General features: G+C 67.9%; 18 protein-coding genes. 8 read left to right on the top strand and 10 right to left on the bottom strand.

All coding sequences use genetic code 11. The features are described from left to right. Positions 1–99: 99 nt before the first annotated feature. Positions 100–2,655 (bottom strand): circularly permuted type 2 ATP-grasp protein, encoded by a 2,556-nt coding sequence (locus ABV408_RS09125; RefSeq protein ID WP_353982078.1) that lies wholly within the window; start codon positions 2,653–2,655, stop codon positions 100–102. Positions 2,656–3,063: 408 nt separating this feature from the next. Between ABV408_RS09125 and ABV408_RS09120 the strand changes: the two genes are divergently transcribed. Both ABV408_RS09120 and ABV408_RS09115 read left to right on the top strand, forming a co-directional pair. Then, positions 3,064–4,518: a circularly permuted type 2 ATP-grasp protein gene (locus tag ABV408_RS09120; RefSeq protein ID WP_353982077.1), complete on the top strand. Its 1,455-nt coding sequence runs from the start codon at positions 3,064–3,066 to the stop codon at positions 4,516–4,518. Positions 4,519–4,521: 3 nt separating this feature from the next. Further along, entirely contained in the window at positions 4,522–5,508 is a 987-nt protein-coding gene (locus tag ABV408_RS09115) for an alpha-E domain-containing protein (RefSeq protein ID WP_353982075.1), read from the top strand. Between the two features lie 9 nt (positions 5,509–5,517). Here the strand turns inward: ABV408_RS09115 and ABV408_RS09110 are convergent, their stop codons facing one another. From ABV408_RS09110 to ABV408_RS09100, 3 genes are all read right to left on the bottom strand, one after another. Further along, on the bottom strand, positions 5,518–6,585 hold the full coding sequence (locus ABV408_RS09110; RefSeq protein ID WP_353982074.1) for a putative zinc-binding metallopeptidase: 1,068 nt from the start codon (positions 6,583–6,585) through the stop codon (positions 5,518–5,520). A 169-nt stretch (positions 6,586–6,754) separates the two neighbouring features. After that, entirely contained in the window at positions 6,755–7,177 is a 423-nt protein-coding gene (locus ABV408_RS09105; protein ID WP_353982073.1) for a hypothetical protein, read from the bottom strand. Between the two features lie 155 nt (positions 7,178–7,332). After that, on the bottom strand, positions 7,333–7,938 hold the full coding sequence (locus ABV408_RS09100) for a Yip1 family protein (RefSeq protein WP_353982072.1): 606 nt from the start codon (positions 7,936–7,938) through the stop codon (positions 7,333–7,335). Positions 7,939–8,236: 298 nt separating this feature from the next. Here ABV408_RS09100 and ABV408_RS09095 point away from each other — a divergent pair, with 298 nt between their 5' ends. Together ABV408_RS09095 and ABV408_RS09090 are read left to right on the top strand one after the other, a co-directional pair. Then, positions 8,237–9,946, top strand: a complete 1,710-nt coding sequence (locus tag ABV408_RS09095; RefSeq protein ID WP_353982071.1) for a proline--tRNA ligase — start codon at positions 8,237–8,239, stop codon at positions 9,944–9,946. After that, the gene (locus ABV408_RS09090; RefSeq protein WP_353982070.1) at positions 9,918–10,466 is read left to right on the top strand and encodes a transglycosylase SLT domain-containing protein; all 549 of its coding nucleotides are present in this window, start codon (positions 9,918–9,920) and stop codon (positions 10,464–10,466) included. Before ABV408_RS09095 ends, ABV408_RS09090 begins: the two co-directional genes overlap by 29 nt. A gap of 76 nt (positions 10,467–10,542) precedes the next feature. Here ABV408_RS09090 and ABV408_RS09085 read toward each other — a convergent pair whose 3' ends face one another. Both ABV408_RS09085 and rfaH read right to left on the bottom strand, forming a co-directional pair. Further along, on the bottom strand, positions 10,543–11,052 hold the full coding sequence (locus ABV408_RS09085; RefSeq protein WP_353982220.1) for a peptidylprolyl isomerase: 510 nt from the start codon (positions 11,050–11,052) through the stop codon (positions 10,543–10,545). A gap of 275 nt (positions 11,053–11,327) precedes the next feature. Further along, positions 11,328–11,864: a transcription/translation regulatory transformer protein RfaH gene (gene rfaH, locus ABV408_RS09080; protein WP_353982069.1), complete on the bottom strand. Its 537-nt coding sequence runs from the start codon at positions 11,862–11,864 to the stop codon at positions 11,328–11,330. A gap of 158 nt (positions 11,865–12,022) precedes the next feature. On the opposite strand from rfaH, the gene ABV408_RS09075 reads away from it, so the two are divergent. Beyond that, a complete protein-coding gene (locus tag ABV408_RS09075; protein WP_353982067.1) occupies positions 12,023–13,387 on the top strand; it encodes an AmpG family muropeptide MFS transporter in 1,365 nt (454 codons plus the stop codon). A 22-nt stretch (positions 13,388–13,409) separates the two neighbouring features. On the opposite strand, the gene ABV408_RS09070 is transcribed toward ABV408_RS09075, so the two are convergent. Next, positions 13,410–15,251 (bottom strand): SEC-C metal-binding domain-containing protein, encoded by a 1,842-nt coding sequence (locus ABV408_RS09070; protein ID WP_353982066.1) that lies wholly within the window; start codon positions 15,249–15,251, stop codon positions 13,410–13,412. Between the two features lie 122 nt (positions 15,252–15,373). On the opposite strand from ABV408_RS09070, the gene ABV408_RS09065 reads away from it, so the two are divergent. Genes ABV408_RS09065 through ABV408_RS09055 form a run of 3 tightly spaced genes read left to right on the top strand, consistent with a single transcriptional unit; the run spans position 15,374 to position 20,167 of the window. Next, positions 15,374–17,293: a hypothetical protein gene (locus ABV408_RS09065; protein WP_353982065.1), complete on the top strand. Its 1,920-nt coding sequence runs from the start codon at positions 15,374–15,376 to the stop codon at positions 17,291–17,293. Between the two features lie 7 nt (positions 17,294–17,300). Beyond that, positions 17,301–19,292, top strand: a complete 1,992-nt coding sequence (locus tag ABV408_RS09060; protein WP_353982064.1) for a DNA topoisomerase III — start codon at positions 17,301–17,303, stop codon at positions 19,290–19,292. Next, positions 19,289–20,167, top strand: coding sequence for a 2-dehydropantoate 2-reductase (locus ABV408_RS09055; RefSeq protein WP_353982063.1), 879 nt, complete (start codon positions 19,289–19,291; stop codon positions 20,165–20,167). Before ABV408_RS09060 ends, ABV408_RS09055 begins: the two co-directional genes overlap by 4 nt. A 35-nt stretch (positions 20,168–20,202) precedes the next feature. Here the strand turns inward: ABV408_RS09055 and ABV408_RS09050 are convergent, their stop codons facing one another. From ABV408_RS09050 to ppc, 3 genes are read right to left on the bottom strand one after another with little or no spacing between them, the layout of a single operon-like run. After that, the gene (locus tag ABV408_RS09050) at positions 20,203–20,526 is read right to left on the bottom strand and encodes a chaperone modulator CbpM (protein WP_353982062.1); all 324 of its coding nucleotides are present in this window, start codon (positions 20,524–20,526) and stop codon (positions 20,203–20,205) included. After that, positions 20,523–21,509 (bottom strand): DnaJ C-terminal domain-containing protein, encoded by a 987-nt coding sequence (locus ABV408_RS09045; RefSeq protein ID WP_353982061.1) that lies wholly within the window; start codon positions 21,507–21,509, stop codon positions 20,523–20,525. Before ABV408_RS09045 ends, ABV408_RS09050 begins: the two co-directional genes overlap by 4 nt. A gap of 60 nt (positions 21,510–21,569) precedes the next feature. Continuing rightward, a complete protein-coding gene (ppc, locus tag ABV408_RS09040) occupies positions 21,570–24,254 on the bottom strand; it encodes a phosphoenolpyruvate carboxylase (protein WP_405049933.1) in 2,685 nt (894 codons plus the stop codon). Positions 24,255–24,372 lie beyond the last annotated feature (118 nt).

The raw sequence follows: 24,372 nt of genomic DNA, 5'->3' as shown, positions 1-24,372 counted from the left end.
AGACAACGCTACACCCTGGACAATGCCACACCCTGGACAACGCCACGCCTCGCCCATCCCTATGGTCAAACTGGCACCATGCCGAGCGTCGCGCTTCGCTCAGGGCGCCTGCATCGGAATCAGCTGGCGCGGCGCCTCGGCATGGCTGAAGTGGCTGTACTCGATCGCCTGCGACAGCGCCGCCAGCGGCTCGGCCAGAGCATCCAGCAGGGTCGCCAGCGTCTGCCTCGCCTGCGGCAGCAGAGCACTCTCCGCCAGCGAGTCGAGATCCGCCAGATGCAGCGCGGCGCGCGCGCGAATCAGCAACCGCGCCTCGTCGCTGCGATAGGGCGTGTCCTGCGGCTGCGGCAGATGCGCGATCTGGCGCTCCAGACGCTTGAACATATAGCCGATCGAGCGCGGATTGCCCTCATCGAACAGTAGCAGATCGAGAATCGCCGCCGGATAGAGCTCGCTGCGGTAGCGTCGGCGGTAAGCGCTGGCATTGTCGGTGGTCGCCAGCACCACCTCCCACAGGCCGTCACCGGTCGCTGGCGCATTGTCACCCTGGGGCGCGGACTGAGGTGCTTCGATCAGCGCCACCCGCAGCAGCCGCAGGGTGAGCATGGCGCGCTCGATGAAACGCCCGATGTCGAGGAAGCGCCAGCCGTAATGGTGCGGCATGGTCTCGTTGCAGAAGCCGAAGAACGCCGCCGACTGAGTGATCAGCGCTTCTACCGCGCGCCGCCCTTCGTGAATGCCCGCCTGCGGCAGACGCGCGCCCTCCTGATGCAGCTGGTTGAACACCCGCCAGGCGTCGTCGCCGAGATGGTCGCGTACCGCCCGCCCATTGGCCACCAAGCGCGCCAGCAGGCTGGGCAGCGCCTCCGGATGGCCCTCCTTGAACAGCGACAGGAGCTGCTCGCGGTCATGCTGGAAACGGTTTCGGGCGGGATCGGCCAGCTCCCGCTCGAGCCCCAGCAGGCGGAGCAGATCGTCCAGCGCCGGGTCGGCGAGGGTCTCCTGGTCCTGCTCCATCAGACGATAGATCGCTTCACGCAGCAGCCGCGCCTGGCCATCCAGGCGCTCACCGTAGCGCCCCAGCCAGAACAGGCTCTCGGCCACCCGACTGGGCAGATCGGCGCCGTCCCGGGTGACCACGAACGCCTGCGACGCGCGCCGCAGGCGACTGACGTGGGGCTGGGGCGAGGTCGCGCTGACCCACACGTCCTTGACGCACTGACTCGTCGCCATCTCCGCTCCGGGCAGCCCTTGCCACGCCACGCCGCCCGGCATCGCCTCGAAGCCCGCCGGCCGGCGCTGGTCGTCGTAGCGCGCCTGCACGAAGCAGCGCAGATTGAAAGTCGCCGGCGTCAGCCCGGCGCCGACGTGGGTCATGAACGGCGCCGTGGCGCCCTCCAGCGGACGCGATGCCACATAGCGCTCGGGATGCGCCACCAGCGCCGCGCGCAGCGCCGCCTGTGCCGCCGGTGCCAGGCTCTTGGGTTCGATGATCGCGTGGCCGACGTCGATGCGCTGAAAGCGCAGGCGCTCGAAGTCGGCGAGCGACCAGGCCAGCCCCGCCGCCTCGCCGCACCAGTGCGACTCGGGCCCCGAGATCGCCAGCGGCTCACCCAGCAAGCGCTCGCACAGACGCGGCAGAGAGGCCGCGATCAGCGGATTTTCGAGTACGCCGACACCCGGAGGGTTGGCCACCCCGACACCGCCGCCGCGAATCGCGGCAAGCAGCCCGGGCACGCCGATCAGCGAGTCGGCTTCCAGCTCCAGCGGATCACTCCAGGCGTCGCCGATCTGCTTGAGCAGCACGTCCACCGGCTCCAGCCCACCCAGGGTGCGCATCCATACCCGCGCATCGCGCACTACCAGGTCACTGCCTTCGACCAGTGCCAGGTTGAGATAGTTGGCCAGGTAGGCGTGTTCGAAATGGCTGGCGTGCGCCGAGCCCGGCGCCAGCAGCGCAATCCGCGGCTGGTCCAGCGTCAACGGCGAGAGTGCGCCCAGGGCGTGGTGCTGGCGTTCGAGAAAACCCGCCAGACGGCGCAGCGGCGCATTGCGATAGACACCGGGGAAGGCACGTGCCATGGCGATCCGGTTCTCCAGCGCAAAGCCCATGCCGGTCGGTGTCTGCAGATGATCGGCAAGCACGCACCAGCGGCCGTCGCTGTCGCGGCTCAGATCCACCGCCAGCAGAGAAAGCGCCGGCCCGCGCTTGCCGTAGAGACGGTCGCAGGCGAGCAGGAAGCCCGGATTGGCGAACAGCGCATCGGCGGGCAGCACACCCTCCTCGAGCATGCGCCGAGGGCCATAGATATCCGCCAGTAGCGCGTCGAGCAGACGCATGCGCTGAAGGAGCGCGCGCTCCAGATGCTGCCACTCGGTCGGCGTGATCACCAGCGGCAGCGGATCGAGCCGCCACTGGCGCAGGCTCTCGGGGTCGTCGGCCGAGCGCCCGTAGGTGACACCGTTCTCGTGCAGCAGGCGCTGAATCTCTTCGACCCGCTGGGCCAGGGTGTCTCGGTCGAGGCGCTCCAGTGCCGCCAGCAGCGGCTGCCAGCGTCGCCGCAGCGAACCGCGCGGGGTCACCAGCAGATCAAAGCCCGACTCGGTCTCATAATCGCCAAGCCAGGGCGTAGTGCGGATATCGATCTCGGCCATCGTCGCCTTGCTACCTTTGCTCGGGCACATCCGGCCAGCGTCGCGTCCGGCCTCCTGCCGAACCATGCGGGTCACCCAGGGGCGGCCCGTCCATTGTCACGCAGGGCGCCGGCCCGCTACCCCAAAGCCGACTGCGGCGCACGCAACCTACCCCGCGCGCCCTGGCGCCAGCTTAATCGCACCACTGGCCGGCGTCACCTCTGATCACCTTATCGGCCACCGGTGCCGTCACTGCAGCCCGGCTATCCGCAGATCGCTCACCCGCTACCTGGTCTGCAGCGGCGGAAAAACTCAGACACCACCGCCGCACGTCGCAGGTGACAGCCTGGCCAGACGCTCACTATGCTGAGACAACGACACAACAACACGACGACCGGCCAGACCGATTCGCCGGCAGGAGCTTGAGCGATGGGCAATGTGGATTGGCAGCAGTACCCCGGCAAACACTTCTACGACGAACTGATCGCTGCCGGCGGCGCACCACGGCCAGCCGCAGCACCGCTGTGCGACATGCTGGAGAGTTTCACCCCGCGCGAACTCAATGAGCGCAAGCTGGCCGCCGAGGTGGCGATCCGCACCATGGGCATCACCTTCACCGTCTACTCCGAAGGCAGCACCATCGACCGCGCCTGGCCATTCGACATCGTGCCGCGCATCATCCCCGCCAGCGAGTGGCGCGGCATCGAGGCGGGCCTGAAGCAGCGTGTCGATGCCCTCAACCTGTTCATCGATGACCTTTATCACGACCAGAAGGTGATCAAGGACGGTATCCTGCCCGGTGAGATTCTGGCCCAATCGGTCAACTTCCGCCCCCAGTGCTGCGGTATCGACCCACCCCACGGCATCTGGGCCCACATCTGCGGTTCCGACCTGGTGCGCGACGGCGACGGTACGGTCTACGTGCTCGAAGACAATCTGCGCGTCCCCTCCGGCGTCTCTTACATGCTCGAGAACCGCAACGTGACCAAGCGTGTCCTGCCGGAGCTGTTCCAGACCGGGCGTATCCTGCCGGTGGATGACTATCCGGCGCAGCTCTACGACACCCTGGCCAGCCTCTCGCCGCGCCCGGGCGACGATCCCCAGATCGTGGTGCTGACTCCTGGCATCTACAACTCCGCCTATTACGAGCACGCCTACCTGGCGCAACAGATGGGCGTGGAGCTGGTCCAGGGTTCCGACCTGATCGTCGACGACGATGACGTGGTCTACATGCATACCGTCGACGGGCTCAAGCGGGTCGACGTGATCTATCGCCGGATCGACGACCTGTTCCTCGACCCGGAAGCCTTCCGCCCCGATTCGATGCTCGGCACGCCGGGCCTGCTACGCGCCTGGCGTGCCGGCAAGGTGGCACTGGCCAATGCCCCCGGCGCCGGCGTCGCCGACGACAAGGTGGTCTACGCCTTCGTGCCCAAGCTGATTCGCTACTATCTCGACCAGGAGGCGACGCTGCCCAACGTGCCCAGCTATCTGTGCATGTTCGACGACGACCGCCGCTACGTGCTCGATCACCTCGACGAGCTGGTGGTCAAGCCGGCCAACGAATCCGGCGGCTACGGTATGCTGATCGGCCCGCGCTCGACCGCGGCGGAACGCGCCGCCTTCGCCGAGCGCATCCAGGCCGACCCGCGCAACTACATGGCGCAACCGACACTGGCACTGTCCACCGCCCCAACCCTGTTCGACGGCGCCCCCGAGCCGCGCCACGTCGACTTGCGCCCGTTCATCCTCTCGGGACCGGAGACCCACGTCACCATGGGCGGCCTGACCCGGGTGGCGCTGGTCAAGGACTCGCTGGTGGTCAACTCCTCCCAGGGTGGGGGCAGCAAGGACACCTGGATCGTCGACACCGAGGAGGATTGAGCCATGCTGTCACGCGTCGCCGAAAACCTGTACTGGATGGCCCGCTACGTCGAGCGCGCGGAGGACACCGCGCGCCTGATCAGCGTCAACAGCAACCTGCTGCTGGACATGCCGGCACGTGCCGCGCTGAGCTGGTCGACCCTGATCGACATCACCGGTAGCGAAGAGATCTTCGATGCGCTCTACAGTGAGCGCAGCGAACGCAATGTGATCGACTTCCTATGTCTGTCGCGGGATCACTCCGGCTCGATCCTCTCCTCGCTGGCCAATGCGCGCGAGAACCTGCGCACCACTCGCGATGTGGTACCGCGGGAGATCTGGGAAGAGATCAACCAGTGCTACCTGGATATCCAGGAGCAGACCCAGGCTGGCCTGAAACCACGCCATCGTGACGCCTTCCTCAAGAGCGTGGTGCGTGCCTGCCAGACCCTGACCGGATTGATAGAAGGTACCCTCAGCCACACCGAGGCACGTACCTTTCTCTCGCTGGGACGGCATCTGGAGCGCGCCGACATGACCACGCGGATCCTCGACGTTCGTTCCGACAATCTGCTGCCACGCAGCCCGGAAGAGCTGATCCCGTTCGAGCATCTGCAGTGGATGAGCGTGCTCAAGTCGCTCACCGCCTACCAGATGTATCGCCAGGCGGTGAGACTCAGAGTGCGCGGGCCCGATGTGCTGCGTTTCCTGCTCCAGGATCACGATCTGCCGCGCTCGGTGCTGCGCAGCCTCGAGGAGGTGAGCTGGGAGCTGCAGTCCCTGCCCAACCACGACCGGCCGCTGGCGGTGGCAACGCTGGTGCGCGCCGAAGTCGCCGAAGCCGACGTCCAGACACTCGCCCGCGCGCCCGAGCAGCTGCACCAGCTCATCGACGAGTTCCAGATCGGCTTCAACAACCTGCACGAAGCGATTGCCGGTGCCTACTTCGTGGTGCGTCCGGTCAAGAGCGCCAGCACCCAGGAACGTACCCTCGGCGACGACGACGATTGAGCGCCACCCTCACCCGCGCGGCGACGTCGCTGCGCGGGTCACCAGATCGTGGACATAGGCGAGCTTGTCGCGGATCGCCGGGGTGATGATCACCGGCACCACGTCGAGCAGCCCCATTTCTCGGTTGAGTTCGTTGAGACCCACACCGACCCGCTGGAAGACCACAATCATGGCATCGATACCGCTATCCAGCGTCACCTTGGGCAGTCCCAGGTCGCCGGCGGTGTCGAGCACCGACACGATGTCCTCGTAGAGCGAGAAGGTCTCGGCGAAATCCTCCCATGGGTGCATGGTGGCGTAGGCCGACACATAGCGCGCGCGCCAGTCCGCTACTGGACCCTCGGCATAGTAGCGCTCCAGCGCTTCGGCGTAGGGAGGCGCGTCGTGATCGCCGAACACGGCCCGACTCGCCGCCTCCTCGCGCCCCTTGATCAGCAGATCCCAGTAGTAGTGGCCGATCTCGTGGCGAAAATGACCGATCAGGGTCCGCTGGGGCTCGTCGAGGTCGACCCGCAGGCGCTCGCGCTCGACGTCATCGGCCTCCTTGAGATTGATCGTGATCAACCCCTCGGCATGCCCGGTATACACCTTGTCGCCACTGTCCGTGGCGCGCCATAGCCCCTGGTCCGGCAGGGCGTCGGCCATGAAGGCGAAGCGCAGCGGCAGCGGTGCGGCGTCCTGCGGCGCCGGGTGCGGCAGGCCCATCAGGTCCAGGGTGTAGAACAGCCTTCGCTTGGCCGCCTCCAGCGCTGCCCAGCGCTCGCGGTGGCCGTCGATGGAGAGATCGGGAATCACCGTATTGTGGCGACAGCAGTCGCACAGGCTCTGGTAGCGGGACGCTTCCAGCGGTGTCAGCAGGCGGTTGCAGACGCCGTGGTGGGCATTGTTGAAGCACTTGACCAGGGTCACAGCGCAGACAGGGTTGGCGCAGCGATAGTCCGTCCCCTGCGGGATCAGCGCCGTCACGCTGCAGCACACCGGACACCAACCGACCTCGGCCTGGCACACGGTACAGCGGGTATTGTCGAAGAACAGCCGGCTCGGCGGCTGACAGCAGTGACACTCGAAGGTGCGCATGCGCTCTCTCTCTCAAAACGGCGTCGAGCGCGGCGGCCAGCCCGGTTGGCGACTACCCGCCACCCCAAACCGTGGCAGTGATAGCGTTGGAGCGCCGCCGCGCCTCTGCCTGAGAGCTTAGCAGAGCCAGACACTGCCAAGAGCGCGAGGCGGGTCTCGCCGCCGAGACTCAGCGCGCGGCGAGATCGATCCGCGACGTCTCGATCCAGGCCAGCGCCTGACCCAGATCTCGCGGCCGTTCGACCCGTACCACCTCGCCCTGCCAGCCCTGCGGAAGCCCGCGCGAGGCCAGCAGTGCATCGACCTGGGCGGTATCGGCAGGGTCGTCGAGATGGGTGGCATCGATACCCGCCCCCGCCTCGCTGGGGAGATAGATGGTGTTGTTGGAGAAGTCGATAGCGTAGGCGATCACCCCGGGCACGATGAAGAACAGCAGGCCGATGCCATCGGCGATGGCCACACCGGGGTCGATACGCCCCGGCAACTGGCCCTTGCGTTCGGGGTAGAACAGCGTGCCGCAGCCGGCGAGCGAGAGCGTCAAGCTGGCAGCGAGCGCGATGGCGGTGGCACGCCTGGCGTTGATCAGTGACATCGTTGGATCCCGCGATAAAGGTCGGGCCTTAACCTAATGTAACGCAAGCTCGACGTCTACCGCCGGCAAGACGAAGACGCCCGCCGCAGACGACGGGCGTCGGGAACGCCTAGGGTGGCAGACGCCGGTGCGGCAGGCGCCTGGCACCCGGCCGATCACACCAGCGCGGCACCGTAGCTCCACAGCAGGACGGTCAGCGCCAGCAGCGCCTCCAGTACCAGGATACCGATCGCCAGGGCCGCACTGGAAGCGCGCAGGCCCTCGCCGCGGTCGATGCCGAGAAACGACGGCAGCCCGGCGAACAGCAGATAGGCGGTATAGCAGAGACCGACGATACCCGCGAGCAGGCACAGCCAGACAATGGGATAGAGGGCGACGATACCGCTCAGAAACATCGGTGTCGCCATATAGCCGGCGAACACCACGCAGCGATTGAGGCTTGGTCGCGACGGATAGCGCCGGGCCAGCCAGTGCACCACGTTACCCATCAGCCAGACCGCGGCCAGAATCAGAGCATAGAAGATGATCGCGAGCAGGACCGCGGTGGAGGGCGCCACCTGCACGCGCTCCGCCAGGCCGGTCTCCGCGGTGCCGAAGTGCCACCCCACCAGCGTGGTACCGATGAACGAGCACACCACCGGCACCGCTGCCAGTATCAGCACGTGGTGTCCATAGAGGTGGGAAACGGTCTCGTTCTCGCTGCTGATCTCCTGCCACTCGCGATTGGGATGCGTGAGAAGTCCCCAGACATGGTTGATCATGACGCGCCTCTCCACCGCCGCGGGTCGCCAACGACGGCCTCCGTGAATGCCACCGCTCGCCCGGCGGGCGATGTCGGTCGCGACCCTGAATTCACTATAGAAAAGAATCCGCCATGCGGCAGGTAGACCTGTGGCTAGGCCGAACTCGCGTCGACACCCCAGGGGATTTTGCCCGGCCCCCTCCCCGTGGGCGGCTGCCATCTCTATACTGGCCGGCTCATGATCGACTCACCCCCGGGCCGCAGTCGGCTCGCCGCCGATCCCGGACATCGCTGCTGAATACAGGAACGAACACGCCATGCGCGCCAGCCAACTACAGATCTCGACCCTCAAGGAAACGCCGGCGGATGCGGAAATCATCAGCCATCAGCTGATGCTGCGGGCCGGCATGATCCGCCGTCTGACCTCGGGGCTCTATACCTGGCTGCCAGTGGGTCTGCGCACCCTGCGCAAGGTCGAGCGCATCGTGCGCGAGGAGATGGACCGGGCCGGTGCCCAGGAAGTGCTGATGCCGGCGGTGCAGCCGGCCGAACTGTGGCAGGAGTCGGGGCGCTGGGAGGAGTACGGTCCGGAGCTTTTGCGTCTCAAGGATCGTCATCAGCGCGACTACTGCGTCGGCCCGACGCATGAAGAGGTGATCACCGATCTGGTGCGGCGCGAGCTGTCGAGCTACAAGCAGCTGCCGACCAACTTCTATCAGATCCAGACCAAGTTCCGCGACGAGATCCGTCCGCGCTTCGGCGTCATGCGCTCGCGCGAGTTCATCATGAAGGACGCCTACTCCTTCGACGTCGACGAGGCCGGGCTGGCGCGCTCCTATCAGAAGATGTACGACGCCTACGTGCGTATCTTCACCCGTCTGGGGCTCGACTTCCGCGCCGTGCTCGCCGATAACGGCTCGATCGGCGGCACCGGCTCCCACGAGTTCCACGTTCTCGCCGACTCCGGCGAAGACGCCGTGATCTTCTCTACCGGCTCGGACTACGCCGCCAATATCGAGAAGGCCGAAGCGCTGCCCCCGGTGGGGGCCGAGCGCGCAGCGCCGCAGGAGAGCCTGCGCCAGGTGCCCACCCCCGGCGTGCGCACCATTGCAGCGCTGGTCGAAGGGTTCGACCTGCCGATCGAGAAGACGGTCAAGACGCTGATCGTGCACGGCGCCGAGGGCGGACTGGTGGCCCTGATGGTGCGCGGCGACCATCAGCTCAACGAGATCAAGGCAGAGCACCTGCCCCAGGTCAAGGCGCCGCTGACCATGGCCGAAGAGAGCGAGATTCGCGCCGCGGTGGGCGCCGGCCCCGGCTCGCTGGGTCCGGTGGGGCTGCCGATGCCGCTGATCGTCGACCGCAGCGTGGCACTGATGAGCGATTTCGGCGCCGGCGCCAACATCGATGACCAGCACCTGTTCGGGATCAACTGGGAGCGCGATCTACCGCTGCCCGAGGTCGCCGACCTGCGCAACGTGGTCGAGGGCGACCCCTCGCCGGACGGCCAGGGTACCCTTGCCATCACCCGCGGCATCGAGGTCGGCCACGTGTTCCAGCTGGGTCAGAAGTACTCGCAGGCGATGAACGCCACCGTGCTGGGTGACAACGGTCAGCCCGCCACGCTGCACATGGGCTGCTATGGCATCGGCATCACCCGCGTGGTCGCCGCCGCCATCGAGCAGAACCACGACGCCGGCGGCATCATCTGGCCCGACGCCATCGCCCCGTTCCAGCTGGCGATCGTGCCGATGAACGCACACAAGTCAGAGCGTGTACGCGATACCGCCGAGGCGCTCTACACCCGCCTCACCGCCGCCGGTATCGATGTGCTGCTCGACGACCGCGATCTGCGCCCCGGGGTCAAGTTCGCCGATCAAGAGCTGATGGGCATCCCCCACCGCCTGGTGATCGGCGACCGCGGCCTGGACAACGGCGAACTGGAGTACAAGGGGCGCCGCGACAGCGAAGTCACCATGGTCGCCGTCGAGAACCTCGATGCGTTCCTCGCCGAGCGCCTGGGCTGATCATCGCCTGACCGGGCGAGCGCTTGCCGGCACGCTGGCGCAGGCGATGGCCGCGGAACCCAACAGCGGCGACCACTTCGATGCCCAGGTCTGGCTGCTCGACATGCAGTCGCGCCTGGCCCGGCGCCAACCAGCGGCCTATCCCGATCGTCAGGCACGCTTGAGCCTGCTGCAGCGCATTCACGCCGAGGCGCGCCGCGCCGCCCTGCCGCCCGAACTGGTACTGGCCCTGATCGACGTCGAGAGCCGCTTTCGCCCCACGGCTCGCTCGCCCGTCGGTGCCCGAGGACTGATGCAGGTGATGCCGTTCTGGAAAGATGAAATCGGCCGCCCCCGGGACGATCTGACGGATGTCGCCACCAACCTGCGCTACGGCTGCACCATCCTCGCCCACTACCTGTCCCGCGAGAATGGCGACTGGACCCGCGCCCTGGCCCGCTACAATGGCAGCCTGGGACGCACTACCTATCCGGAACAGGTGATGGCGGCCTGGTATCAGCGCTGGTGGGTGACACGTTGAGTGCCACGCGATCGGCGGCGCCCACCCATAGGGTTTTTACAAATTCGGCGAGTGCAGGCCTGTCGTAAATTCCCTCTCAGACCTGCTTGCGGTCCTCGACCTCGGTGTGTGAAGTCCCCGGCGGCAGGGGATGCCCCTTGACCCGCTCGGCGCGGGTGGCCTCGCGCACGTCGAGGACCTCGATCTCGTAGCTCAGCGTCTGCCCCGCCAACGGATGGTTGGCATCCACGGTGACGCTGTCGGCATCGGCGGCGATCACCGTCACCGTATGTGGCCCCTCCGGCCCCTGAGCCTGAAAGCGCGCGCCCGCATGCAGCGGCTGGTCGAGGGGAAAGGCGCTGCGCGCGGTCTCGCTGATCAGCGCTTCGTCACGCTCGCCATAGCTCTCCGCCGGGCTCAGCGTCACGCGCCTCTGCGCGCCGGGCGCAGCATCCACCAGGTGCGCTTCGAGCGCCGCGAACAGGTTGCCATGGCCATGCAGATAACTCAGCGGCTGCTGGCGCGCGCGGGAGTCGTCGAGGATGCGCCCGTCGGCATCGCACAAGCGGTAGTGCAGTGTGGCGACACGCCCGGAGGTGATGGTCATTGCCGTCATGGGTCGTTCCTGAAGGTCGTTCCTGGAAAGAGATGAATCTGGGCGGCGTCTCTTGCCAACCCTGGGGTTTGTACGAAAAGTCGGCGAGCGCAGTACTTTTCAGCCAGTGCCTAGGTGCTGTCTGAAAAGTCTACGAGCGAAGGCCAGGCAAGGCAAAAATCGGCGAAAACGGACCGGGCTGGCGCTCCAGTTTACGGGGTGTAAATGAGCATTTTGAGCCGATTTTTAACGCCACATGGGCGAGCGCAGTACTTTTCAGCCAGTGCCTAGGAAACCGGCTTGCGCAGCGCCTCTACCGGCAGCTCAAGCCGCTGGGTCTGCTGCAGCAGGTTGAGCAGCACGATGGCCCGCTCCTCGCCCTTCTGGGCGTCGAATACCGCCTGCAGGGCGCGAAACGGCCCGTCGGTGATCTCCACCAGGTCGCCACGCCGGTAGTAGACGTTGGCGCGCTCGCGGCTGGTATCGGCGGCGACCCGGTCGCGCAGGGTCGTGATCAGCGCATCCTGCACCGCCACCGGCTCGTGGCCGAAGCCGACCAGCCGCAGCACGCCACGGGTGGAGCGAATCGGACGCCAGTTGCTGGCGAGGCGGTCGAGGCGAATGAACAGATAGTGGGGAAACAGCGGCTCAGCCACCCAGATCAGTTTGCCGCGGCGACGGCGCTGCACTTCCAGCACCGGGTGGAACACCTCATAGCCCTGGTTGTCCAGATGTTCGCTGGCGCGAAACGACTCACCGCCCTTGCACTGGATCACGTACCAGCGCGGCAGCGCGTCGCCATCCTTCATCGACTCCGTGGTCATGCTCGTCTTCCTGATCGCGATCACAATCGCGTGGCGTGTCCGGACGGGGCAGCGTGGTAACCAGATCCCCCGCGCCAGACGCGACACGATCGGCTAGAGTAGCATTTTTCGCGTCACCACGTCCGCCCGCAACACGGCGGACCCTATCTGGAGGTTGCATGCAACGCGAGCCACGCGACTGGCTGACATCGTGCCGGGTCTATCTGCGCGCCCCGGTCATCACCCTGCTGTTTCTGGGGTTTTCCGCGGGCCTGCCCTATCTCCTGGTGTTCTCCACCCTGACTGCCTGGCTCGAGGACAGCGGCGTCGACGTCGCCGCCATCGGCTTCTTCAGCTGGATCGGCATGCTCTACTCGATCAAGCTGTTCTGGGCGCCGATCGTCGACCGCGTGCGCCTGCCGCTGCTGGGGCGTGCACTCGGCCAGCGGCGCAGCTGGATGCTGCTGGGGCAGGCGCTGATCGCCGCCGGGTTGTTCGGTCTTTCCGGGGTCGATCCGCTGGGGCATCTGCCGCTGGTCGCCGCCTTCGCCCTGCTCACCGCCTTCGGCGCAGCGACCCAGGATATCGTCATCGACGCCTACCGTATCGAATCAGGGGAGGCCGAGATCCAGGCGGCGATGGCATCGACCTACATCATCGGCTATCGCATCGGCATCATCGTCGCTGGCGCCGGGGCGCTGTATATCGCCGACGCCGCTTCCTGGTCGGTGGCCTATCTGAGCATGGCGGCACTGGTCGGCATCGGCATGCTCACGGTGCTGCTGCGCCCCGAGCCGCCGCGCCAGCAGGGGCTGGGCCGGGTGCTGTTCCATCCGCGGGTCAGGCGCTTCCTGCGCGCCGGCGCCTCGCGCCCCGAGTGGCAGCGCCGCGCTGGAGTATGGCTGATCGCCGCGGTGGTCTGTCCGGTGGCGGACTTCTTCCAGCGCTACGCACGCCTGGCCTTCGCCCTGCTGCTGTTCGTGGCGATCTACCGTATCGGCGACATCGTGATGGCAGCGATGGCCAATCCGCTCTATCTCAGCCTGGGCTTCAGCAAGAGCGAGATCGCCAGTGTGACCAAGGTCTTCGGCGTCGCCATGACTATCGGTGGCGGCGTGCTCGGCGGGCTACTGGTGGTGCGCTACGGCCTGGCGCGTATGCTGGTGGTCGGCGGTATCGCGGTGGCGCTGACCAACATGGCGTTCGCGGTGCTGGCCCTCGGCGGGCAGAGCCTGCCACTGCTGGTGCTCACCATCACCGGTGACAATCTTGCCAACGGTCTCGCCAGCACGGTGTTCATCGCCTTCCTGTCGAGCCTTACTTCACGCGCCTACACCGCGACCCAATATGCGCTGTTCTCGTCGCTGATGACACTGCCGGGCAAATTCATCGGCGGCTTTTCGGGGGTCGCCGTGGCCAATCTGGGCTTCGCGCCCTTCTTCGTGCTGAGCGGACTGCTCGGGGTGCCGGCGATCGCCCTGGCGTGGTGGCTGGGACGACGCCTGCCGGCACTCGGTGGCGCACGCGACACGCCGGCGCGCTGAGCCGGCGGCCTCCCGTGGGGGATCAGCGGCTGCGGCGGCTCTCGCCGGCGCGCGCGCAACTCTGACGCGAGAGCCACTCCAGCGCGCCGTCCGAGGCGGCCCACTGGTCGCGCATCAGTTGGCGATACTGCCAAGCCTCGGCGCGGGTGCCGGGCTCGGGCATATCGACGCTCAGGCGCGCCGGACGTGGGCGCTCCTCGCACAGTACGCGCACGATATAGGGGTTGGCCGCACACACCTCACCAAGCACCGCGCGCGCGTCGTCGTGGCGGGCCAGACGATAGAGCGCCAGCACCCGCCCCATCTGTACCCCGAGCATGTCGGCCCCCTCCGGCCCGGCCTCGCTCACCGCCAGCGCCTGGTCGTCGTTGCCCTCGCGCAGCAGCTGATCGATCACCAGCTCGCGCAGGCCCAGGCTATCCTCGGCATCCAGCGCCAGCAGCCGCTGCGCCAGCGCTCGCGCCTGGGGACCGGCACCGCGCTCCATCCCGATCACCAGCGCCAGGCCGGTGCGCAGCAGCGTGGCATTGTCAGCGTCGTGCCAGGAGAAGGTACCGCCGGCATCCTCGAGCTGAGTCAACCAGGCAGCGTAGCGCTCGGCCAGCGGCGTGAAGAAGGTGTCGACCATCCACGGCAGGCTGCCGAAGCGGCTCGCCAGCGCGAGGGTCAGTGCCTGCATCACCTTGGGCGCATCGAGCCATTCCGGGTTGGCGCATAACCCCTGCAGCCACTGCGGCGCAGTGACCCAGGGGTCGCCGAGAAAGCCGAGTGCGGCGTCCTCGTCGATCTCGACCTCGCAGGCCTCGATCCAGCCGGCGTAGAGTGACGCTTCGCGCCGGCTGGGCTCATAGAGCAGCGCGCCCTCCGGCGAGCGCGACAACACCAGCCGCGGCGGACGCTGCTGGGTGTGGAGCAGCGCCTGCAGCGCGGTCAGCGGACCGGCCAGCGCCTCTTCGGAGTTGATCACCTGTTCGGCCAGGGTCGACTCGGGGTCGTCGGCCAGCTCGGCGATGAAGTCGAGCTGATCGGGATCGGCCTGGTGCTGGCGCGCCAACCGCCGCCACCAGAAGGCCGCGCGCTGACGCGCCTTGCCCACGTTGCCCTCGTGCAGCAGCACCATGGCTTCGATATAGGCCAGCGAGGGGGAGTCCGGCAGGGTACGCTGGGCGTTCTGAAAGGCCTCGCGGGCACTGGCCAGGTCACCGCTGTCGAGATGCATCAGACACAGCCGCTCGTAGGCCGCCCCGCTGAGAAAGTCAGGGCCACTGGCGATGACCCGCTCGATCAGCGCTGCACGCTTGCGCAGGAATCCGCGCTCCTGGTAGAGATCGATCAGGATCTCGAAGGCCGGCTCGATCTGCTCGGCCAGCGCCTGCCAGTCGCGCTCGCCAGCAAACAGCGACTCGAGAATCTGCTGGGCGCGGCCATTGTTGCCGCTCTCGGCGGAGACGATACCCGCCTCGAGCAGCGCCTGCGCCGGTGCCTTGCGGCTTTCCAGCGCGGCTTTCAGCGTCTCGCCGCGCCATTCGCGCAGCGACAGCATCCACATCAGATGCGTGGGCACCACACTGGGCAGCTCCACCCGCAGGCAGCAGTCGCGGTAGGCGCGGCCCGAATCGCACCAGCAGGGTTCGTCGGGCCGCGGTTCGGCCAGCGGCTCGCAGTCGAACTGGCGCCGCACCAGCGGCGTCTGGTTCCAGATGATCGGCGCCAGCGCCTGAGCCATGTCCAGACTGCCACCGCACTGCTCGGCCCCTTGCGTGCGTGCCCATGCCATCAGTGCCGGGTAGTGTTCGTTGTCGCGAATTGCCTCGAGGGCGCCGCTGGCATACCCCAGCAGCTGTTCGACCCAAGCAGTCAGCATGGCGTTCCTCCGTTCGATTGGCCCCATCCTAGCATGCTCGGCAACAGCGCTGGCGACGCTCGACCTGGGGTGCTAAGTTAGCCGCCGCCCGCTCTGTCCGCTGTCGTTTGCAAGGAGCAAGCTTGCTCTCGTTGATCCCCCCCACGCTTCGCCGCCGCCCCCATGCCGCCGCCAGCGACACCCCCCAGGTGCGTCTGGAGCGCGAAGGGCACGACGAGATCCGTCGTATCACCGCCGCGGTGGAGAAAGTGCCGTGGACCGTGAGCCTGCTGCAGATACTCTGGACCGCCGGCCCGGTGACCCTGCTCGGCGCCTGGGGCGGCTACCTGCTCGGCTACGGCAAGGCGCCGACGATCGAGAATTACATCTTCTTCATCTCGTTCACGGTGATCACCGGCATCTTCGGCGTACTCGCCAACCTGATCCATCATCTGACCCGCGGGCGACGCGTCGAGCGCACCTCGCAGCGCATCGAGCGAGTGATCAAGACGCTGCCGGAGCTGCTCCTGGCGACCCGCAACCTGATCGTCGAAAGCCTCGACGGCGACGCCCGCCGCCGCGAGGCCGCGGCCATGCTGCTGCGCAAGCAGGACCTGTCGCCGGCGGGGGTCGAGCTGGCCGCGCTGGAGCTGCTCGACGATCCCGAGAGCGCGCGCCTGATCGGCCAGATCGAGGTCTATCGCCGGGTCGGCCTGCATGCGCGCATCAGCGATCTGTTCACCACCTACCGCGAGCGTGTCGAGCCGCAGTTCGGCGAGCTGTTCGACCTCGCCCCCCAGGCCATCACCCTGCTGCGCGAGCGTTTCGAAGGCCGTGCGCCCGATCCGCGCTACGGCGTGGCGCGGGACGAGAACTTCATCGAGCGCGTCATGGCGGCGATCGAGAATGACAACGACCTGCTGATGACGCTGCAGGACGTCGAGGAGATGGTGATTCTCGCCTTCGAACTGATCAGCGGCCGCGAAATCCCGGTACTCTCGTTCGAGTATCGCGGTCGCTGGAAGCTGGCGCGCGCCTTCGACAATCTCGAGGACGCTCGCGCCCGCCACCGCATCGCCCAGGCCACCGGGCTGTCGCGTCTCAAGGCGCTCAACACCTATCTCACCGAACGCTCCGCCACGCCGCTGGCCGAGAGCGTCTCCGGCCAGCGCGCCGACGCCCTGCTCGCTCACAGCGTGGCGGCGATCGACGACCTCAGCGCGCGCATCGACGCCCAGGTGCGGGCGATCCAGAACGGGCGCAAGGAGCAGCGCCAGACACTACGCGAAAACGCCGAGGTGCTGACCAACGCGATCAAGCTCTACAAGAGCGTCTCCAGCGCCTATGAGTCGGTCGGCCGCAGCCACGCTCATCGCCTGCGCATGGCCGAGCGCTGGGAAGCGCTCAGCGCCAATCTCGCCGACAGCACCACCCGTCTGCGCCTGGGCCCGGGGCGGCGCGGTCTACGCATCCGCGAGAGCAAGATCGCGCTCGACGACGAGGCCAAGGCGGAGGTGTGCAAGCTGCTCGGGCGTCACATGGAGAAAGCCAACATCGGCACCTTCCGCGACCGCTTGCGCCAGGCCGAGCGTGACACCCAGTTGAGCGTCGGCGTCGATACCGCCAAGCGCGTGGCGGTGGAGATCTTCCTCGCTCTGGAGCCCCACGTGCAGCTGTCGCGCCCAGCGGTGCAGCGCGCCATCAACAGCTCCAACGCGGCGGATTTCGGCCAGCTCGAACCCAATCTCTCGGCCGCCGCCAAGGCGGCCATGGGCTCGGCGATGGTGCGCGAGATCGAGATCGATCTGTCGCGTACCGCCGAATCCCTGGCATTGGCGCTGGTCCGCCACTATCGGGTGGCGCTGGAACCCGCGGCGATGGCCTTTCTGCAGCGCCAGTACGGCGCCCGCGAGGCCACACTGACGATGCTCACCAACGTCAACCTGGAGCGCAGCGAAACGCCCAACGTCAGCTATCTGAGCATGGCGCCACCGGCGGTGGGCACGCCCCACCGTCAGTGGTACCGCGCCCTGGTACGGGCCCGCCGGCACCTGGAGAAGTGAACCGCGAATGCGTCTGATCGTCGCCGAAAAGCCCAGCCTGGCCCGGGCCATCGCCGCTGCCCTGCCCACCCCGGCGATGCGCCGCGAGGGCTACCTGGAAGCCGGCGACACCTGCGTCAGCTGGTGTCTGGGCCATCTGCTGGAGCAGGCCCCACCCGAAGCCTACGACCCGCGCTATCAGCAGTGGCGGCTCGACGATCTACCGATCGTGCCGAGCCGCTGGCAGCTGGTGCCACGCCCCCAGGCCCGCGGGCAGATCGCGATACTGCGCAAGCTGCTCAAGCGCGCCACCAGCGTGGTCCACGCCGGCGACCCCGACCGCGAGGGGCAACTGCTGGTGCAGGAGGTGCTCGATCACCTCGGCTGGCGGGGCCCGCTGCAGCGCCTGCTGGTGCAGGATCTCAACCGTCCGGCGGTGGCCAAGGCGCTCGCCCGGCTCGAGGACAACCAGCGCTATCAGCCGCTGTTCGCCGCCGCCGAGGCGCGCTCGCGGGCGGACTGGCTCTATGGCATCAACTTGACCCGGGCATGGACGCTGGTCGGCCGCCAGGCGGGTTACGACGGCCTGCTCTCGGTAGGCCGGGTGCAGACTCCGGTGCTGGGATTGGTGGTGCGCCGCGATCGCGAGATCGCCGCTTTCGAACCCTACCCTTTCTATCCGCTATGGGCGGATCTCGCGGTCGCCGCCGGCGAGCTGCGCGCCTGGTGGCTACCCGGCGAGAACCAGCCGCTGGATGCCCAGGGGCGCCTGCTCGACCCGCAACCGGCCCAGGCCCTGGCCGCGCGCCTGCCCGGCAGTCAGGGCCGGCTGGCAACCCTGGAACAGCGCCGCCAGCGCCAGGCAGCGCCACTGCCCTACTCGCTCTCGGCGCTGCAGGTGGACGCCGCGCGGCGTTTCGGGCTCTCCGCCAAGCGGGTGCTGGACGTATGCCAGGCGCTCTACGAGCGGCATCAGTTGATCACCTATCCGCGTTCGGACTGTCGCTATCTGCCGGCGGCACACCATGGCGAGGCCGCACGCACCCTGGCGAGCGCCTGCCAGCATGACACGACACTGGCACAGTGGGTGCGCGGGGCCGACTTCGACCGGCGCTCCAAGGCCTGGGACGATGCCAAGGTCGGCGCTCACCACGCCCTGGCACCGAGCGGGCGCCCGGCCGATATCGAGCGCCTGACCCGGGACGAAGCCAACCTGTTCCGGCTCATCGCGCGTAACGTGCTGGCGCAGTTCTACCCGCCGCTGGAGACCTTCGAGACCCGGGCACTGTTCGAGATTCTCGGCGAACGCTTCCAGGCCAAGGGGCGCGAGATCCTCGAGCCGGGCTGGAAGCCGCTGTTCACCACACGCGACGACGTACCCACGCTGCCCGCGCTACACCAGAGCGAGACGGCCCACGTGCTGGGCGCCGAAGTCGAGAGCCGCGAAACGCGACCCCCGGAGCCGTTCAACGACGCCAGCCTGATCAAGGCGATGATGAACATCGCGCGCTATGTCGATGATCCGGCGGTCAAGCGCACCCTGCGCGAGACCGACGGACTGGGCACCGAGGCGACCCGAGCCGGCATCATCGAAACCCTGCTGACCCGCGGCTACCTGGTGCGCGAGGCCAAGGCGCTGCGTGCCTCACGAACCGGCCACGCCCTGATCGATTCGCTGCCGCCAGCGGCCTCGCAGCCGGAACGCACCGCACTATGGGAGCAGCGTCTGACCAGCATCGCCGAGGGCAATGCCGCGGCGCAGCCCTTCGTCGACGCCCTGCTCGCCGATCTGCGTCAGCTGCTCGGCCAGGCCAGTGCGGGTAAGCTCGACCAGGCGCTCAAGGCGGCACGCCAGAGCGGCGCGCCGGATGCCCCCAAACCGACCCGCGGCAAACGTCAGACGACCAAACGCGGCAGCAGCGGGCAGTCGCGCCGGCGCTCCGGCACCAAGAGCAGCACCGGCGCCACGAGCAAGCGGCGTGCCCGTCGCGGCAGCCGTACCAAGGGTTCCAGCTCATGACCGCAGGACCCTGGCTGGTGCTCGGCGCGGGTGCACTGGGCCAACTGTTCGCGGCACGCCTCGCCACGACGAACGACACTGGGTCAATCGCGCTGCTTGGGCGCCATGGCGCGTTGAATCAGGTACGCCTGCAGGAGACCGACGGCAACTGGCAAACTCGGACGCTGGCGTACCCCACGATGGCGCCGGCGCTGGTGATCGTCGCCACCAAGGCGTTCGATGCCGAGCAGGCGCTGAAGCAGGCGCAGCTGGCCCCCGGCACCCCTCTCTTGCTGTTGCAGAATGGCTTCAGCGTCCAGCCACGTCTGAGCACACACTGGCCGGGGCCGGTGCTGTGCGCGGCGACCACCGAAGCGGCCTACCGCCAGCCTCCGCCGGCGACCGGCGTAGTCCACGCAGCGGCGGGCCACACTTGGCTCGGCGATCTGGCGGCAACCCATGGGGCGCTGGCCGAGACGGTCGCCGCGACCCTCACCCGCGCCGGCCTGGCGGCCAGTGCCTGTGACGACATCGGTGAACGGCTGTGGCACAAACTGGCGGTGAACGCCGTGATCAATCCGCTGACAGCACGCCATCGCGTGCACAACGGCGCCCTCGCCGCGCCGCCGTTCAGCGCCGAGGTCGAGGAGCTGTGCGCAGAGATCGCGCAGCTGATGGCGGCAGCGCAGATATCCCCCCCGACCGAGGGGTGGCGGGGATGGGTCAGCGCGGTGATCGAGGCCACCGCGGGCAACCGCTCGTCGATGCTCCAGGACGTGCTGGCCGGGCGCCCCACCGAGCGCGACGCCATTCTCGCGCCGCTGCTCGCGCTCGCCGACACCCACGCCCTCGCGGTACCGCGGCTACGCGCCTGCTACCACGCCACCCCGGGCTGAGCGCCCGCGCCGAATAGCCCTGGCGTGAACGCGGCTCAGGCTGAGCCGCCCTCGACGCGCCGGCGCAGCGCCTCGAGCTCCTCCATCAGCTCCAGGGCAAGTGCGGCACCCGCCAGATTGACTCCCAGATCGCGCTGCAGGCGCCGGACCGTGCGCACCCGCGCCAGGCTGCTGCCGTAGAAGCGCCACTGTTCGTGGTGGCGCCCTGCCGGAGTGAGAATACCCTCGTCGACCAGCTCGATCACCCACTCGGCATGCACGGTGCAGCTGCGGCAGAGATCGCCCAGCGTCAACAGCGGGCGCTCGTCGAGGTTGTCCCCCTCGAGCACCGAGTCGGCTGATGAGAGATGTCGCGTCATGATCCGTTACCTCCCAGTTCGGCACGGGGGTCGAAAGCGCTGGCCTCGGCGAGCTGACGATAGGCCGCGGCCACCGCCTCACTCTCGGCCGGTGGTGTCACCAGCGTCAGTTCGACGTAGAGATCGCCAGGCGGCGTGCCGGGGAGACCGCGCCCCTTGAGGCGTAGACGGCGCCCGCCGCGGGAGCCCGCGGGCACCTTCAGAGTGACCTCGCCGCCCGGCGTCGGCAGCGACAGCGTAGTGCCCAGCGCCGCCTCCCAGGGCGCCACCGGCAGCGTCATGGCGACATCCCGACCGTCGACCCGGTAGCGCGAATGGTGGCGGAACTCCACCTCCAGGTAGAGATCCCCGGCGGCGGCACCGTTGGCGCCAGGACCACCCTGCCCGGCGAGGCGGATGCGCTGCCCCGCCTTGATGCCCTTGGGGATGCGCACCTTGAGCGTGCGTTCCCGCGGTTGCAGACGACCCTGCGAGTCGAACTCGGCGCGCTGCAGCGACAGGGTGCGGGTGGCACCCTGATAGGCATCCTCTAGCTCGATCAGCACCTTGGCATGGTGATCCTCGCCGTGCAGCGCCTGCCCATGGGATCGGCCAGCGCCCTCGAAGCCGCCCGCGGTGTCGAACCCTGAGAATCCGCCCCTGCCGCCACGGCGGCCGAACAGCGTCTCGAAGAAGTCGCTGAAATCGGCACTCTCGCCATGGGTATAGCCGCCGCCGCTGAACTCGAAGCCGGCATCCCAGTCGGGCGGTGGCTCGAAGCGTTCGCCCTCGCGCCCGCCGAGACGATCATAGGCAGCGCGCTTCTCCGGATCCTTGAGCACCTCGTAGGCTTCCCCCAGCGCCTTGAAGCGCGCTTCGGCGTCTTCCTCGTGGCTGACATCGGGATGATACTTGCGCGCCAGCTTGCGATAGGCGCGCTTGATCTCCTCCTGGGTGGCGTCGCGTTCGACGCCGAGTACCGCATAGTAGTCCTTGAACTCCATGGGCCATCTCCCCCTGTTCGACCCCGGGGCGATCACTTCGCCCCGGCCCGGCACCCCGCCTCAGCCGGTGTTGCGCAGTCCGGCAGCGATGCCCGCCATGGTGACCATCAACGCCCGCGAGAGCGCCGGGCTGATGTCGCCGTCGGCATCGCGGTTACGCTGCAGCAGCTCGGCCTGCAGCCCATGCAGCGGGTCGATATAGGGGTTACGCACCTCGATCGCCTGACGGATCAGGGGCGTGTCCTCGAGCAGCGTGCGCTGATCCAGAATCTGCAGCAGCACCGCTTCCAGGTCGACCAGACGCTGGCGCAGTACCCCGCCCAGCTCGCGCAGCGCCGGGGCATCGACCAGTCGCTCCTCGTAGTAGGCGGCGATCTGACCATCGGATTTGGCCAGCAGCATTTCCAGCATGTCCAGGTAGGTGCGGAAGAACGGCCACTGCTGGCGCATTTCGCGCAGCCGGGCCAGACCGCCCTCCTCGGCCACCCGCGTGGCGAAGGCTTCGCCACTGCCCAGCCAGGCCGGCAGCATCAGCCGAATCTGCGTCCAGGCAAAGATCCAGGGAATCGCGCGCAGCGTCTCGATGCCCCCCTGTTGACGCCGCTTGGCCGGGCGCGAGCCCAGTGGCAAGCGGCCCAGGGCGCTCTCCGGGGTCACCGCGCGGAAGTAATCGACGAAGTCCGGGTTCTCGCGCACCACGCCGACATAAGCCGCGTGGGCCACATCGGCCAGGCGGTCCATCTCCTCACGCCAGGCCGGCTGCGGCGCCGGCGGCGGCAGCAGGGTCGCCTCCAGCACCGCGCAGGTGTAGATCTCCATCGAGCGCAGCGCGATATCCGGCTGCCCGAACTTGAAGCGGATCATCTCGCCCTGCTCGGTGACCCGGAGACTGCCGTTCACCGAGCCCGGCGGCTGCGACAGGATGGCGGCGTGGGCCGGGCCACCGCCGCGCCCCACGGTACCGCCACGGCCGTGGAACAGGGTCAGCGCCACGCCCCCCTCGCGGCACACTTCGACCAGCCGCTCCTGGGCCCGGTACTGGGCCCAGGCCGCCGCCAGCTGGCCGGCATCCTTGGCCGAGTCGGAGTAGCCGATCATCACTTCCTGATAGTCGCCGGCGATCGCTCGGTAACCCGGCAGCGCCAGCAGACGCTCGATCACCGCCCCGGCGCGATCGAGGTCGTCGAGGGTCTCGAACAGCGGCGCGATGGGGAGTTTCAGGCCCTCACCGGCCTCTTTCATCAGCAGCGCCACCGCCAGCACGTCGGAGGGCTGCTGGGCCATCGAGATGATGTAAGTGCCCAGCGCCTCGCGCTGCTCGCGGCCGATCACGCGGAAGGTGTCGAGTACCTCGCGCGCCTCCGCGGAGCAGGCCCAGCGCGGCGGCACCAGCGGCCGCGGCGAGGACAGCTCGTCGAGCAGGAACTGCTGGCGCTGCGCCTCCGGCCACTCCAGATAGCTGCCGAGTTCGAGATGACGGGTCAGCTCGTCGAGGCACTGGGCGTGGCGCGAGCCATCCTGGCGCACGTCGAGCTTGGCCAGGGTCACCCCGAACACCCCGACCCGGCGCAGGGTATCGAGCAGCACACCGTTGGCGATGGTCTCCAGACCGACGTCACACAGCGAGCGGTAGCAGGTCAAGAGTGGCGCATGCAGCTGGGCGCGGGTCTCGATGATCGGGGCGTCGGCCACTGGTTCGCCATCGAGCCGGGCACGGGCCCAGGCGCGGGTCGCCTCCAGCCGGGTGGTGAGCTGCTTGAGCAGCGCGCGGTAAGGTTCGGGATCATCGCCCACCTCGGCGCGCAGGGCGTCGCTGGCCTGCCACATCGACAGCTCGGCACGCAGCTGCTCGAGATCGCGCAGGTAGAGATCCGCGGCCATCCAGCGGCCCAGCAGCAACACTTCCTGGGTGACCGCCGCAGTGACGTTGGGGTTGCCGTCGCGGTCACCGCCCATCCACGAGGCGAAGCGGATCGGCGAGGCGTCCAGCGGCAGGCGTTCGCCGGTGGCATCGAGCAGCAGCGCATCGAGGTCACGATGGAAGGTCGGCACTGCCTGCCACAGCGCGTTCTCGATCACCGCGAAGCCCCACTTGGCCTCGTCCACCGGCGTCGGCCGCTCGTGACGAATCTCATCGGTATGCCAGGACTGGGCGATCAGCTCCTCGAGCCGCCCCTGGGCGCGCTGCAGCACCTCGGGGTGTTCAGCGCTGGTCTCGATCCGACTCAGGCATTCGTCGATGGCATCGTATTTCTGGATCAGCGTGCGCCGGATGACCTCGGTGGGGTGCGCGGTCAGCACCAGGTCGACACGCATCCCGGCCAGCGCATCGACGACCTCGCGGGGCGACTTGCCCGCAGAAGCGATACGCTCGATCAGTTCGCCCAGGTCTGGCTGGGTGCCGGGACGGTAGTCCTCGACCCGGCGAAAGCGCGCCCGATAGTGCTGCTCGGCGATATTGGAGAAGTTCAGAAACTGGTTGAAGGCGCGGGTCACCGGCAGCAGCTCGTCATCGGGCAGCGCGCGCAGATAGTCGATCAACGCGTGGCGATCGGATGCCTCGGCACGCTGGCGCCCCTGCTTGGCCAGCGCGCGGATCGCCTCGATCCGATCGACGAAATCGGCGCCCATGTCGTTGGCGATGGTTCTGCCCAGGCTGTCACCCAACAGCCTGACGTTTTCCCTGAGCGATTCGTGCAGCGAAGTGTCGTGGTCCGACGTCATGGTGTCTTGCTCTGAACTCATGAAAGTTCCTCTGCGGGCGGCGATGGGCGATGGCGACGCCCGGCCTGACGACGACAGATGCGCCGGCAACAAGCCGGATGACGCAGACAGTATGATCCAGAATAGCCACAAGCGAGGC

Source organism: Salinicola endophyticus (assembly GCF_040536835.1).
Taxonomy (GTDB): domain Bacteria; phylum Pseudomonadota; class Gammaproteobacteria; order Pseudomonadales; family Halomonadaceae; genus Salinicola; species Salinicola endophyticus_A.
This window is presented reverse-complemented; position numbering and strand designations above follow the sequence as displayed.